Source organism: Dactylosporangium vinaceum, assembly GCF_019904175.1.
Lineage (GTDB): Bacteria > Actinomycetota > Actinomycetes > Mycobacteriales > Micromonosporaceae > Dactylosporangium > Dactylosporangium vinaceum.
Window position 1 is genome coordinate 10,759,943 of record NZ_CP061913.1, and the last position, 12,504, is coordinate 10,772,446.

Sequence of the window (12,504 nt, forward strand, 5' to 3'; positions counted from 1 at the left end):
AGGAGCACGGCCATGCAGCACCGCATCATCGTCCTCGGCGCCGGGTACGCCGGAGCCATCGCGGCCGGCCGGCTGGCCCGGCGCCTGCGGCCGGAGGACGTCGCCATCACCCTGGTCAACGCCGAGCCCGACTTCGTGGAGCGGGTCCGCCTGCACCAGCTCGCGACCGGCCAGACCCTCAAGCCGCGCCCGTTCACCGAGATGTTCAGGGGCACCGGCGTGCGGGTCACTGTCGCCCGGGTCGACTCGATCGACGCCGACCGCCGGCTGGTCACCCTCGACACGGGCGCCGAGCTCGAGTACGACACGCTCGTCTACGCCCTCGGCAGCGGCTGGAACAGCCACGGCGTCCCGGGCACGGCCGAGCACGCCGACGAGCTCGCCAGCCGCCCGGGCGCCCTGCGCCTCCGCGCGCGCCTGGCCGCCCTCCCCGCGGGCCGGCCGGTCCTCGTGGTCGGCGGCGGCCTGACCGGCGTCGAGGCCGCGACCGAGATCGCCGAGTCCCGCGCGGACCTGAAGGTCGCCCTGGCCACCTCCGGCGAGCTCGGCGACTGGCTCGCCCCGAAGGGCCGGGCCCACCTCCGCCGGGTCTTCACCGGGCTCGGCATCACCGTCCACGAGCACGCGACGGTCGACCGCGTCGCGGCCGGCCACGTGGTCACCGCCAACGGCGAGATCGAGTCCGACGTCACGGTGTGGACCGGCGGCTTCGCAGTACACCCCATTGCCGCAGCAACCACGCTCGAGATCACGTCGTCCGGACAGATCGTTGTCGACGAGACCATGCGTTCGGTCTCCCACCCCGACGTGTACGCCGTCGGCGACGCGGCGTGGGCGATGGGCCCGGGCGACAAGGCTCTGCGCATGTCGTGCGCCTCGGGCACCCCGGCCGCCTGGCAGGCCGCCGACGCGATCGCCGCCCGCCTGACCGGCGCCAAGCTCCCGCACGTCCCGATCCGCTACTTCAACCAGTGCATCTCGCTGGGCCGGCGGGAGGGCCTGATCCAGTACGTGACCGCCGACGACCGGGCAAAGCCGGCCGCCCTGACCGGCCGCCTGGCCGCGCTCTACAAGGAGCTGATCTGCAAGGGCGCCGCGTGGACCGTGGCCAACCCGCTGCTGGGCCTGCCGGCCCGCCGCCGCCCGCTCTCGCGGCCGCAGACGACCGAGGTCAAAGCCTGAAAAGGCAAACACATCGACTCGGGTCCGCGACACTTGCGGTCCGCTCCTCCCGCGAGACACCGGTCGACGCCGGAGCGTCTCCCTTCGGCGTCCGCGTGTGGTAGCGGTGCAGAGCAGCAGCATCCAGCGGTACCGGCCGCCGGACACCATCGGTCCACTGTGGACCCGGACGGGGCTCAGCCTTCTCTTCTACAGGCGCATCGGCAGGTCGAAGCGGGCGAAGAGCGCGGGGTCCAGGAATGAGGTGATCTCGGCGATGCGGTCGGCGCGAAGGGTCAGGACGTTGAGGGACCAGGCCGTGTGGGGGCCCTCGGGCTCGGGGCGGCGGTAGCAGGCGATGGCCGGCTGGGCGTTGGCGAATGTGGCCAGATGGCGCCAGCTGCCGCAGGTCGAGAGCGGGAGGCGGACGGCGAAGTCGGTGACGGCGGGCAGGCCGTGATACCAGCTCGGCAGCGGCGGCATCGACCAGGTGACGTCCTCGGTGAGCAGGGCGACGAGGGCGGCCGCGTCGCCGTGCTCCAGCGCTGTCGCGTAGGCGGCGACGATCTCGCGGATCCGCTCGTCGCCGATGCGGCGGAGGGTCGGCTGCTGGGCGGCCGGCGGGACCTTCTCGGCGAGGGTGCGGCGGGCGCGGGCCAGGGCGGAGTTGACCGAGCCGGCGGTCGTGGCCATGATCTCGGCGATCTCGGCCGCGGTGAAGCCCAGGACCTCGAACAGCAGCAGGGCCGCGCGCTGGTTGCCCGGGAGGTGCTGGAGGGCGGCGACGAAGGCGAGCTCGACTGTCTCGCGCCGCTCGTAGACGACGTCCGGGTAGGGCTCCAGCCAGGCGACGTCGTTGCGCGGCTGCTCGGCGATGGCGGCGGCGTCGGAGGCCGGGCCGAGGTCGATCGGCAGGGCGCGGCGGCCGCGGGCGGCGATGAGGTCGAGGCAGGTGCGGGTGGCGACCGTGAAGAGCCAGGCCCGCAGGGAGCCGCGGGACTGGTATCCGCCGAGCCCCAGCCAGGCCCGGACGAGCGCGTCCTGCAGCGCGTCGTCGGCGTCGTGGACCGAGCCCAGCATGCGGTAGCAGTGGGCGTGCAGCTGCCCCCGCAGCGGCGCGACCAGGCGGGCGAAGGCGTCGTCGTCACCCTTGCGGGCCCGATCGAGGTCGTCGGCGAAGTCGGGCTCCAGCAGGCGACGATTCGACGGCATCGGCACGGTCTCCTTTGGTGAGAGAAGGAGGTCTCCACATGCAGTACGACACCCTGCGCGTCTCGGATGCCACGATCTACTACGAGCTGCGCGGCCACGGACCGCTCCTGGTGCTCGTCGGCGCCCCGATGGGCACGCGCTTCTTCGCACCGGCCGCCGACCTGCTCGCCGCCGACCATACCGTGCTGACCACCGATCCGCGGGGCATCGGCGCGAGCGTGCTCGATACCGCGGAGTCCGACTCGACGCCCGAGGCCCGGGCCGACGACCTGGCCCGGCTCATCGCCCACGTCGATGCCGGGCCGGCCGCGGTGTTCGGCTCCAGCGGCGGCGCCGTCACCGCCCTCGCCCTGGCCCAGCGCCACCCGGGCGTCGCGCACACCGTGATCGCCCACGAGCCGCCGGTCACCGCGATCCTGCCGGACCGGGAGGAGCGCAACGCGGCCGTCGAGGACATCATCGCCACGTACGAGTCCGGCGACCCGGCGGGCGCCTGGAAGAAGTTCATGATCAACGCGAACATTCACGAAGGACCGCCGCCCGGGCCCGAGCCGGACGCGCAGCAGCTCGCCGACGAACGCTTCTGGTTCCGCCACGAAATGCGGGGCACCACGCATTTTGCGCCGGATATTTCGATTTTGCGCGATGGTGCAACCACGGTGCGGGTGGCGCTCGGCGTGGATTCGGCCGGGCAGTTGCTCGACCGCACCTCACACACACTGGCTGAGCTGCTCGGACAGGAAACGGTGCCATTTCCGGGCGGACATATCGCATTCGTGATGGACCCGCCCGGATTCGTGGCGAGGCTGCGGGAGGTACTCCTGATGCAGTGAACATCGTCACGGCGCAGAACGCGGCCGGCTGGCACGATCTCGCAACGTGCGCCGTAGCCGGGTCTTCATTGTCGCCGCAATTATTCTCGGAATTTTCATCGGATTGACCGCGCGTTACTTCATATGGCCGGTGCTGCCGGTCGTACCCGCACACGTCGACGCCATCGTCGAGCTGGCCGGCCCCGGCCTGGAAGACCGGGACCGGCTGGCCGTCGAGCTGGCGCGCGAGCACCGGGCCGACTATCTCGTGCAGTCCACGCTGCCCGAGGACGCCGCTTCGGGCCGGTGCCTGCCACCCCAGCCGGGCATCACGATCCTGTGTTTCCACCCGGACCCGGACACGACGCAGGGCGAGGCCGAGGCGATCGAGGGGCTGGCGCGGCGGTACAACTGGGGATCGGTCGTGCTCGTCACCACCGCGGACCACGCCAAACGCGCCACCCTGCGGGTGACGAGATGCTTTCCGGGCCGGGTGTACGTCATCACCTCACACCTGCCCCCGGCGTACTGGCTTCGCCAGATCCCCTACCAGTGGGCCGCCTCCGCCAAGGCACTCCTCGTGCAGCGGCAGTGTTGACCTGGAGTGCGCTCCAGGTGCAATGGTGACGGTCATGGACAAGCGAACGCTGGGTCGCAGCGGCATCGAGGTCAGCGCGCTGGGGATGGGCTGCTGGGCGATCGGCGGCCCGTTCTGGGCCGGTGCGCAGCCCCTCGGCTGGGGCAAGGTGGACGACGAGGAGTCGATCCGGGCGGTGCGCCGCGCGGTCGAGCTGGGCGTCACGTTCTTCGACACGGCCAACGTGTACGGCGCCGGGCACAGCGAGAAGGTGCTGGCCCGCGCGCTGGCGGGGCGGCGCGACGAGGTCGTGATCGCTACGAAGTTCGGCGGCACGTTCGACGAGGAGACCCGCCAGACCGGGCCCGACGACGGGACGCCGGCCAACGTCAGGCGCTCGGTCCGCGAGTCGCTGCGCCGCCTCGGCACCGACCGCATCGACCTGTATCAACTGCACATCAACGGCCTGCCGATTCCCGAGGCGCTGGACCTGATCCCGACCCTGGAGTCGCTCATCGACGAGGGGCTGATCCGGGCCTACGGGTGGAGCACCGACTTCCCCGAGCGCGCCGACGCCTTCGCCGCGGCCGGGCCGCGCTGCGCCACCATCCAGGCCGACCTGTCGGTGCTGCGCGGCTCCTTCGCGGTGCTCCCGGTCGCCGAGAAGCACGACCTGGGCGTCATCATCCGCGGCCCGCTCGCGATGGGCCTGCTCGGCGGCCGTTACACCGCGACGTCCGAACTCCCTCGCGATGACGTCCGGGGCCTGAGCCCCGAGTGGATGACGTACTTCACCGACGGCCGCCCGGCACCCGAGTTCCTCACCCGCATCGGCGCGATCCGCGACATTCTGACCTCGGGTGGCCGCACGCTCGCCCAGGGCGCACTGGCGTGGCTGTGGGCGTACGACGGCCGGACCGTTCCGATTCCCGGCTGCCGCACCGTCGCGCAGGTCGAGGAGAACGCGGGCGCGCTGGCCCACGGCCCGCTGACCTCCGCGGAGCTGGCCGACGTCGAGCGGCTGATGGGCCGGCGATGACGTAGGCCCTTTCGTTCGGCCCGCGGCTCTGCGATGATCCCGATTCGGCCGACGATCGATGGAGGACGACATCCACGCGAACTGGGTCCTGGTGTCCGGCGTCGTGTTGTTCGTGGCGGGAGTGGTCGGCTGGTTCGTCGGCCGGGCGATGCAGGGCCGCGGTGCGCAGCGGACCCCGCGGTATCCGCAGCCCGGTGAGGTCTGGTGGGCGGCGGTGCCGTTCCGCGAGACCGCGGGCGAGAAGGTGCGGCCGTGCCTGGTGCTGCGCGGCGACGGGCAGACCTTCGAGGTCCTGAAGATCACCAGCCAGGACAAGAGCCAGCGGCACGACCACATCCCGATCCCGACGCACAGCTGGGATCGGCGGGCCACCGCCGACAGCTACCTTGACCTGTCCGCCCCGTTCCGGCTCGACCGCCGGGACTTCCACAACTACGCGGGGCCGGTCGACCCCAACACCTGGCACCGCGTGATCCAGGTGCACCCGGTCGGCCTGGCCCCGGCCGCGGCCCCGGTCCCCGGCCCGGGCGCACGCCTGGCCGGCCGGGCCCTGGCCGCGGTGAGCGCGCTGGCCGCCATCGCCGGGCTGCTCGCGATCTGCGCCGGTGCGACAGTCGTCCCGTGGTTCGACGGCCGCGGCGGACCGGACGCCGAGGCGACGGCCGGCGACGACCGCCCGCTGTTCCGGATTCCGATCGCCGCGAGCGACGTCGGCTCATCGGGCCAGCAGCTCGACAGCACCCTCGCCGGGAAGCACTTCCCCGTGTCCACCGGCTTCTGGGTGGGCTGCGAGGGGCGGGCGGCGACGGCCACCTATCAGCTCGACGGCAAGTGGCGGCGCCTCACCGCGACGGCCGGCCTTGACGTCACCGCCCCCACCGACGTCGTCGCGAAGCTCGTCATCGAGGTCGACGGCAAGGCCGCCCTGACCGAGAACGTGAGCCGCAGCAAGTCCGTCGCCGTCGACCTGGACCTGACGTCGATCCGCATGCTCACCGTCTCGGCCCAGCGCACCCAAGGCTCGTGCGGCAACGCGACCCGCCCGTACGGCGCCCTGGGTGACGCCGTCGTCCACCACTGACCGAACGGCTGTCCGAGCCCTCAAGCCAGCGTGACGCAGAGGTTCTCCATCGTGCCGAGCTGGACCGGCACCTCGCGGACGTGGTCGGGGTGGTCGATCACCACGAAGTCCCCGTGCGTGATGTAGTCGCCACCGGGGAAGCCGGTGTTCGACGCCTTGACCGGCAATGCGTTGTGGCCGTGCAGCTGCTGGATCCTCGTGCCGTCCTCAAGCGAGATCAGCCGGATGGAGCCGGTGGCGTCGCGCACGACCGACTTGTGATTGCTCGTGTTGGTGTAGCGGATCACCAGCACGCCCTCGAAGTCCTGGACCTTCGGGGTGCCGTCGGGATGGGTGGCGAGCGTCCGCATCCGCTCGCGGTCCCGGACGATGTCGCCCTTGACCTCGAACGCGCACACCGCCCCGGCCGCCAGCACGAACGGCGGCGTGCTCGACGGCTCCCATCCGCCGCCGCCCGGCCCGCTCGCCGCCGCCGGTGTTGCGGTGACGGCTACGATCGCCGCCGCTATCGCCAATGTCTTCACCACGCGCATGTCAGCCTCCTCAGGTCCGCCTGCCGTGCTCGGACCATGGTCGGCCGCCGTTCAGGACCGGCTCCACGATTCGGCTCTCACCGAATGCTCGCCCCGGTGGCACCCAGCAGATCGGTGCCGAGGGCGGTTCGCTGGTACAGGACCTGCCGCCCCGAGCGTCGCGAGGTGACGAGCCCGGACCGGCGCAGCACGGCCAGGTGCTCGCTCACCGCCGCCGCGCTGAGCCCCAGCTCCCGGGCCACCTGCGTGGTCGACAGCGGCAGGTCGAGCCAGGCCAGCAGCGCCGCGCGGCTGCGCCCGAGCAGGTCGGCCACCGGCGCACCCGACGCCCGCCCCGACCCGTCCCACACGCGCCCGACCCCGCGCGGGCTGTAGGCGATCGTCGGACACTGCGCGGCGGCGTCCACGAGCAGCGACGGCCAGGCGAAGACGCACGGGACAAGCAGCACGCCGGCACCGTCGAGCCGGCTCTGCGACTGCCACGTGGGCCACAGGATTCGCAGGGCGTCCTCGGCGTACTCGAGCTCCGGATGCAGGTTTCCGAGCACCCGCACGACCCCGCCCGCGGTCAGCTGGTCGGCCCGATACCCGATCTCGGCGTTGACCAGCCCGACGAGCCGGGGCCAGATGGGCTCGATCGCGGCGGCCCAGTATCGCCGCAGCTCGACGGCGAGCCGCCCGAGGTGGCGCTCGGGGTCCTCACGCAGGTCCCGCAGCGCCGGGTGCGGGCCCAGGCTCGCCAGCTGCGCCCGCACGGCCTCCCCCGGCGTGGCGCGCACCCGGGCCAGCTCGCTCTCGAACGTGACGCCGGCCGGGTCGGGCGGTGGCGTCAGGAAGTCGGGGACGTACCGCGAATCCCGCAGCAGCGCCGGCAGCAGCTCCAGCTCGAGCGCGCCGACCGCACCCCGCACCGACCGCACCCACGGCTGGTGCATCCGCGCCCGGTCGGCCCGCCCCCCGACCCGCAGACTGTTGACGAGCTCCTGCATGGGCGACCGCGCGAACCGGACCCGAGCCAGATCGCCGGGCGCGAAGAACAGCTCGATCACGCCGCCACGATACGTTTCGATCCGTCGAAGCCGGGCCGCTGAGTCCGGAACCGGCCTCGTGCCGCTGTGACATCCTGTACCCCGATCGGGTGACATTCGGGGGAGCAGCGTCATGACGCAGTGGCACGAGGGCGGCCGGCCCGCCTATGAGTCCTATGAGGTCACACCGATCGCCCCGGACCCCGGCCCGCCCCAGCCCTACCCCGCTCAGCCGTACTCCGCCCTGCCGTACGCGGCCCAGCCGACCTCCGCGCAGCCGTACGGGTACCCGCCCCCTTCGTACCAGCCGCCGGCCCCGCCGCTCGTGCCGCCGCTGCCGCCGTCGCCGGCGCCCCGGCGCGGGGCACCGGTGCTGGCCCTGGTCGGCAGCCTGGTGGTCCTGGCCGTGGTCGCGGTGGGCATCGTGGTGGTGATCGGCGTCCGCCGCGGCTCCTCCCCGGCCCCCACCGCCGGCGCCCCTTCCCCGGCCGTGAGCACCGAGGCCGCGCAGACCGGCCCCGTGGACACGTGCATCATCGGCAACTGGAAGCTGACGAAGTACACCTCCACCTTCGACCTCACCGACGTCGTGGCCGACGGCAAGCCCCTGGGCCAGGTCAAGGTCACCGGCTCCGGCGTGAAGGTCGAGCTCTCAGCCGCCGGCGACTCCGACTCCGACTACACGGGCGTCTCCTACACGGGCAACGCCCCCGACGGCCGCGCCGTGACCCTGACCTTCAGCGGCCAGGTCCACAACAGCCTGAAGACCGCCGACCACCAGATCCTGTTCACGTTCAAGAGCAGCACGCTGGAGATGACCGTCCTGGTCAACAACAAGCAGGTCACGAAGGGCAACCCGGTGGGCAAGAACAACCCCCAGCCCTACACCTGCGCCCCCAACACCTGGACGACGACCTCCCTGACCGACCCGGACGCCGCCGCGACCTACACCCGCATCTGAAGCCGGCACCGCCCGAACCGGCCGCGCGCCGGGTAACGGGCACGCTTGGGTCACGGCCAGGTGTGCGCCGTCCTGGCGAACGTCTCGGGATCGCTGTGCACCGGCACCACACAGAGCACATGACCACCCGGCGAGCGCATCGTGAAGGCGTCCTTCCACCGGCCGACCGACTCCGCCCCGAGCGCCGTCAACCGCTTCACCTCCGCCGCCAGGTCATCGGTCTCAATATCGACGTGGTACCGCGGCGCATCATCACCGACCGCCTGGACAATCGTGAAGAAGTCCGGCACAGCCCCGACCAGCGCAGTGAACTGCTCCTCACCGGGCGGCGAGTAGGTGGGCGTACCCAGCGCCCCGGCCCAGAAGCTCACCTCCGACCCCACCCGCGCCGCCGGCGTGTCGAAAATAACCCCCACCAATCGACTGCGATGCATCGCGCCAGGCTACGCGACCGAGGCCCCGCCCGCGGTCCCAGCGGCAGCGGTCAGCGCCGGCGACGGCCGGGGTGAGCTACTCAGCCGGCCGGAGCTCAGGTCGGGTGTTGTGCGCGGTACTGGCCGGGCGCCACGTCGTAGGCGCGCTTGAACGCCTTGCCGAACGCGTACTCCGAGCCGTAGCCGCAGCGGGTGGCAACCGTGCGGAGCGGGGCGCCGGACTCGCGGAGGAGGCGGGCGGCTGTCGTCATGCGCCACCAGGTCAGGTACGCGAGTGGGGGCTGGCCGAGGATCGTGGCGAAGCGTTTGGCGAACGCCGCGCGAGACAGGCCCGCGACCGCCGCGAGATCCTCGACCGTCCACGGTTTCTCGGGGTGGCGGTGCATCTGGCGCAGTGCGGTGGTGATGGCGGGGTCGCGCAGCGCGGTGGCCCAGCCGGCCGCCGAATCGGGCCGCTCCGCCAACCATGCCCGCAGGACGTACAGCAGCAGCATGTCGATGAGCGACGGGAGCACCGCCTCGGTGCCGGGGCGCGGGCTGAGCAGTTCACTGCCCAGCATCTCCACCGCGCTGCGCAGTGACGGGTGCTGCCCGACGCGCGCCGGCACGTGGATGATCGCCGGTAGGTCGGCCAGCAGCGGGTGCGGGCGGGCCGGGTCGAACATGTAGTAGGCGCACAGCAGTTCGGTGACTGCCCCAGCACCTTCGATGTGCATCTCATCCAGCGGCGTGGCGTCGCCGGGTCGCGGCTCGAAGTCGACGATCGGACTACCCAACTGGTCGACGAGAGCGTAGCCGTCTCCGTGCGGGGTGAACAGGACGTCACCGACGCCGAGCGGGAGCGGCTCACCAGTGCCGGACACGAGCCAGCAGCCGCCGGCCAGGACGACGTGGCAGCCCGCGGCCTTACCCCGATGGAAGCGCACACCCCACGGTGCACGGCTGCTGCTGCGGGCGGCCGTCGGGCGCCCGGTGCGCATGGCCACCAGCACATCGCTCAGCACGTCCACACCGAAGACTCTAAGACATCTTCCGAAGCTTCCTGGCCATCGAAAGTCTTCGGATCGATTCATAGCGTCGAAGGCATGACATTCCACGTAGTTGTCGGCGCCGGCCCGACCGGCACCGCCACCGCGCTCCTGCTCGCCGAGTCCGGAGACGACGTCCGGGTGGTCACGCGACGCGGCACCGGGCCGGAGCACGCCCGGATCGAGCTCACTGCCGCGGACGCCACGTCCGGGCTGGCCGACCTCGCCGAGGGCGCCGCCACACTGATCAACTGCGCGATGCCCCCGTACAACCGATGGCCGGAAGAAACGCCCGCGCTGTCGGACGGACTGCTGCACGCGGCCGAGCGGACCGGCGCGGGGTACGTGAACCTGTCCAACGCCTACGGCTACGGCCCGGCCGGCAGCCCGCTGGCCGACGACCTGCCGCTGCGCCCGACGACCATCAAGGGCCGCGTCCGGGCGCAGATGTACCGCGACGGCCTCGCCGCACACGAGGCGGGCCGGCTGCGGTTCGCGGAGGTCCGCCCGGCCGACTATCTCGGCGTCGGCGCAATGGCCATGTTCAACTGGTTCATCGGCCCGCAGGTGCAGGCCGGGCAGGAGGTCGTGTTCCCGGCCGACCTGGATGTGGCGCACAGCTGGACCTACATCGGCGATGTGGCCAAGACACTCGCCGCGGTCGCGCGATCCGAGCGGTCGTGGGGCACGGCCTGGCACACGCCGCAGACTTCGGACATGTCGATCCGCGAGATCGCGGCCCGCTTTGCGACAATCGCCGGCCGGCCGCAGCCATCGGTCCGCGAGATGACGGCGCTGGAGCTCCACACGGCGACAGCGGACCCGCTGATGGCCGAGTCAGCGGAAATGCAGTACCTGTACCAGCGCGAGTGCGTCCTGGACTGGTCACGGACGGCGGCCGAGCTCGGCCTGGAGCCGACACCGCTGGACGACGTGCTGCGCGAGCTGGCCGCCGCGGCCTAGCCGTGCCCTGCACTGCGTGGTCTCCACCCGCAGGAAGCCGCCCCGCGCCGCCGGCCGACATCGCTTGACACGCCTTCCGGTGACACCCAGGTCCGCCCGCGGACGAGCGGACAGGTGACCAAACAGCGGCGGCCCACCGAACCGGTGAGCCGCCGCTGATCATCTCCAGTGGAGCTGACGATGGCCTACTTGAACCCGGCGGGGCCGATCTGACGCACGCCATAGCCGTACCCAGAAGGCCGGACTAGGCTCTTAGCTAAGGGGGTGGCCATGTCGAGCGAGGGGATCGTTCCACAGTTCAACATCCACGATGCGAAGACCAACCTGTCCCGGATCATCGACCGCGTGGAGCACGGTGAGGAAATCATCATCAGCCGCGCCGGCACACCGGTCGCCAAGGTGATCCCGCTGCACCCGCGCGTCAAACGCACGGGCCGCGGGTCGCTGGCCGGGCAACTCGTCGCCGCCGACAACTGGGACTCTGCCGAGGTCAACGACAGCATCGCCGACGACTTCGGGCTGGCGCCGTGAGCCTGCTGCTCGACACACACGTCGTGCTGTGGTGGCTGACCGACGACGACACCCTGGCCGCCGACATCAAAGACCGCCTCGACCAAGACCTCGACGTCCACATCAGCGCCGCGACAATCTGGGAAGTTGCCATCAAGCAATCCATCGGGAAACTTGGGCCGGCCGACCTCCCGGAACGCATCCGCGACAGTGGCTTCCGCGAACTGCCCATCAGTTCCTCTCACGCCATCGCGGCCGGACGCCTGCCACCAATCCACCGCGACCCGTTCGACCGGATGCTCATCGCTCAGGCCCAGCTCGAAGGTCTCACCCTGGTCACCCGAGACACCCACATCCAGAAGTACGACGTAGCCCTGCTCCCAGCGTGAATCCCGCCGCGCCGGCACCATCACTCGCCCCGAGACGGCAGCCAGCTGGTAGGCGGCCGGCCTCGAGCGCTTAGCCTTAAAAGCGCAATGCCGGCCCGCCACCGGCCAGCAGCTGGCCTGACCCGTCGACGCGGTCGGTCGGCTTCGGCGGCCGCGGGCAGCGATCCACCTCCGAGGCCGGTTGACCGGCCCACTGCTTCGGCCGGCGACGTCACCGCCGCCGAGCGCGCCGCTCGGCTGGCCTCCGCCCTCCTCGATGGCACGCTCATCCCGGTCGACCGGGTAGCCAGCTAGAAGCCCGGAACCGCAAACGCGAAGACGCCCCCCGCGTCGAGCGGGGGGCGTCAGTGGTGGAGGTGCCGGGAATCGAACCCGGGTCCTTCGTCGCTTTGTTAGGGCTTCTCCGAGCGCAGCTCGCTGTGTCTCTCTCGGCCCTACCAATCACGCGAGCGAGTTGGTATGACGGGCCCAGCCACAATTAATCTCACCGCGCGAGCCCCGTGACCGGGCTCGGTTGGCCAGCCTTCTAGCTGATGCCGGTTACTGGGCCGAAGGCACTCCCAGACCGACAGAGCTCAGGATCGCTTAGGCAGCGAGCGTGAGCTCAGAGCGCTTAACATTGGCGCTTATAACTTTCCGACGGCTGATTAGCGAGACAACGTCGGCTTCCTCGGCTCGCTTCCCCTATCGCCACAAACAAAGTCGAAACCAGTCACCCCCTGGGAGGCCGCGCGTGACGCGGTCGTGTGGTGCCACCGTGGCCCCACCGATCAAGC

Annotated in this window: 14 protein-coding genes, 1 other RNA gene and 1 pseudogene; 10 read left to right on the forward strand and 6 right to left on the reverse strand. The window is 71.4% G+C overall.

Going from position 1 to position 12,504, the window contains the following annotated elements:
- The first annotated feature begins 12 nt into the window (after positions 1-12).
- Complete coding sequence (locus tag Dvina_RS48380) at positions 13-1,182, forward strand: NAD(P)/FAD-dependent oxidoreductase (protein WP_223098611.1); 1,170 nt, start codon at positions 13-15, stop codon at positions 1,180-1,182.
- Between the two features lie 189 nt (positions 1,183-1,371).
- Here the strand turns inward: Dvina_RS48380 and Dvina_RS48385 are convergent, their stop codons facing one another.
- Positions 1,372-2,373 carry a sigma-70 family RNA polymerase sigma factor gene (locus Dvina_RS48385; RefSeq protein ID WP_223098612.1) on the reverse strand — a complete coding sequence of 334 codons (1,002 nt, stop codon included), beginning with the start codon at positions 2,371-2,373 and terminating at the stop codon, positions 1,372-1,374.
- Between the two features lie 38 nt (positions 2,374-2,411).
- Between Dvina_RS48385 and Dvina_RS48390 the strand changes: the two genes are divergently transcribed.
- From Dvina_RS48390 to Dvina_RS48405, 4 genes are all read left to right on the forward strand, one after another.
- Positions 2,412-3,206: an alpha/beta fold hydrolase gene (locus tag Dvina_RS48390; RefSeq protein ID WP_223098613.1), complete on the forward strand. Its 795-nt coding sequence runs from the start codon at positions 2,412-2,414 to the stop codon at positions 3,204-3,206.
- Between the two features lie 130 nt (positions 3,207-3,336).
- Complete coding sequence (locus Dvina_RS48395) at positions 3,337-3,783, forward strand: YdcF family protein (protein ID WP_223098614.1); 447 nt, start codon at positions 3,337-3,339, stop codon at positions 3,781-3,783.
- A 34-nt stretch (positions 3,784-3,817) separates the two neighbouring features.
- Complete coding sequence (locus tag Dvina_RS48400; protein ID WP_246655802.1) at positions 3,818-4,801, forward strand: aldo/keto reductase; 984 nt, start codon at positions 3,818-3,820, stop codon at positions 4,799-4,801.
- Positions 4,802-4,859: 58 nt separating this feature from the next.
- Entirely contained in the window at positions 4,860-5,882 is a 1,023-nt protein-coding gene (locus Dvina_RS48405) for a type II toxin-antitoxin system PemK/MazF family toxin (protein ID WP_223098617.1), read from the forward strand.
- A gap of 20 nt (positions 5,883-5,902) precedes the next feature.
- Here the strand turns inward: Dvina_RS48405 and Dvina_RS48410 are convergent, their stop codons facing one another.
- Together Dvina_RS48410 and Dvina_RS48415 are read right to left on the reverse strand one after the other, a co-directional pair.
- Positions 5,903-6,415, reverse strand: coding sequence for a hypothetical protein (locus tag Dvina_RS48410; RefSeq protein ID WP_223098620.1), 513 nt, complete (start codon positions 6,413-6,415; stop codon positions 5,903-5,905).
- A 77-nt stretch (positions 6,416-6,492) separates the two neighbouring features.
- Positions 6,493-7,464: a helix-turn-helix domain-containing protein gene (locus tag Dvina_RS48415; protein WP_223098622.1), complete on the reverse strand. Its 972-nt coding sequence runs from the start codon at positions 7,462-7,464 to the stop codon at positions 6,493-6,495.
- Between the two features lie 112 nt (positions 7,465-7,576).
- Between Dvina_RS48415 and Dvina_RS48420 the strand changes: the two genes are divergently transcribed.
- A complete protein-coding gene (locus tag Dvina_RS48420) occupies positions 7,577-8,404 on the forward strand; it encodes a hypothetical protein (protein ID WP_223098624.1) in 828 nt (275 codons plus the stop codon).
- Positions 8,405-8,454: 50 nt separating this feature from the next.
- On the opposite strand, the gene Dvina_RS48425 is transcribed toward Dvina_RS48420, so the two are convergent.
- Entirely contained in the window at positions 8,455-8,838 is a 384-nt protein-coding gene (locus tag Dvina_RS48425; RefSeq protein WP_223098627.1) for a VOC family protein, read from the reverse strand.
- A 95-nt stretch (positions 8,839-8,933) separates the two neighbouring features.
- On the reverse strand, positions 8,934-9,848 hold the full coding sequence (locus Dvina_RS48430; protein WP_223098630.1) for an AraC family transcriptional regulator: 915 nt from the start codon (positions 9,846-9,848) through the stop codon (positions 8,934-8,936).
- Positions 9,849-9,923: 75 nt separating this feature from the next.
- Here Dvina_RS48430 and Dvina_RS48435 point away from each other — a divergent pair, with 75 nt between their 5' ends.
- The 4 genes and pseudogenes from Dvina_RS48435 to Dvina_RS54950 form a co-directional block, all read left to right on the forward strand.
- Positions 9,924-10,829, forward strand: a complete 906-nt coding sequence (locus tag Dvina_RS48435; RefSeq protein ID WP_223098631.1) for an NAD-dependent epimerase/dehydratase family protein — start codon at positions 9,924-9,926, stop codon at positions 10,827-10,829.
- A gap of 270 nt (positions 10,830-11,099) precedes the next feature.
- The gene (locus Dvina_RS48440) at positions 11,100-11,360 is read left to right on the forward strand and encodes a type II toxin-antitoxin system Phd/YefM family antitoxin (protein WP_223106137.1); all 261 of its coding nucleotides are present in this window, start codon (positions 11,100-11,102) and stop codon (positions 11,358-11,360) included.
- Complete coding sequence (locus Dvina_RS48445; protein WP_223098633.1) at positions 11,357-11,728, forward strand: type II toxin-antitoxin system VapC family toxin; 372 nt, start codon at positions 11,357-11,359, stop codon at positions 11,726-11,728. The genes Dvina_RS48440 and Dvina_RS48445 overlap by 4 nt, the downstream gene beginning before the upstream one ends.
- Before the next feature lie 180 nt (positions 11,729-11,908).
- Positions 11,909-12,016 (forward strand): annotated as a pseudogene (locus tag Dvina_RS54950) (IS5/IS1182 family transposase); the annotation flags it as partial.
- 60 nt (positions 12,017-12,076) lie between these two features.
- Here Dvina_RS54950 and ssrA read toward each other — a convergent pair.
- Positions 12,077-12,448: a transfer-messenger RNA gene (ssrA, locus tag Dvina_RS48450) on the reverse strand.
- Between the last annotated feature and the right edge of the window lie 56 nt (positions 12,449-12,504).

Excerpts from the sequence above, each read along its gene's own strand:
- Dvina_RS48435 (WP_223098631.1), top strand. The coding sequence starts at position 9,924 with ATGACATTCCACGTAGTTGTCGGCGCCGGCCCGACCGGCACCGCCACC.
- Dvina_RS48425 (WP_223098627.1), bottom strand. The coding sequence starts at position 8,838 with ATGCATCGCAGTCGATTGGTGGGGGTTATTTTCGACACGCCGGCGGCG.
- Dvina_RS48440 (WP_223106137.1), top strand. The coding sequence starts at position 11,100 with ATGTCGAGCGAGGGGATCGTTCCACAGTTCAACATCCACGATGCGAAG.
- Dvina_RS48410 (WP_223098620.1), bottom strand. The coding sequence starts at position 6,415 with ATGCGCGTGGTGAAGACATTGGCGATAGCGGCGGCGATCGTAGCCGTC.
- Dvina_RS48405 (WP_223098617.1), top strand. The coding sequence starts at position 4,860 with ATGGAGGACGACATCCACGCGAACTGGGTCCTGGTGTCCGGCGTCGTG.
- Dvina_RS48385 (WP_223098612.1), bottom strand. The coding sequence starts at position 2,373 with ATGCCGTCGAATCGTCGCCTGCTGGAGCCCGACTTCGCCGACGACCTC.
- Dvina_RS48380 (WP_223098611.1), top strand. The coding sequence starts at position 13 with ATGCAGCACCGCATCATCGTCCTCGGCGCCGGGTACGCCGGAGCCATC.
- Dvina_RS48420 (WP_223098624.1), top strand. The coding sequence starts at position 7,577 with ATGACGCAGTGGCACGAGGGCGGCCGGCCCGCCTATGAGTCCTATGAG.
- Dvina_RS48390 (WP_223098613.1), top strand. The coding sequence starts at position 2,412 with ATGCAGTACGACACCCTGCGCGTCTCGGATGCCACGATCTACTACGAG.
- Dvina_RS48400 (WP_246655802.1), top strand. The coding sequence starts at position 3,818 with ATGGACAAGCGAACGCTGGGTCGCAGCGGCATCGAGGTCAGCGCGCTG.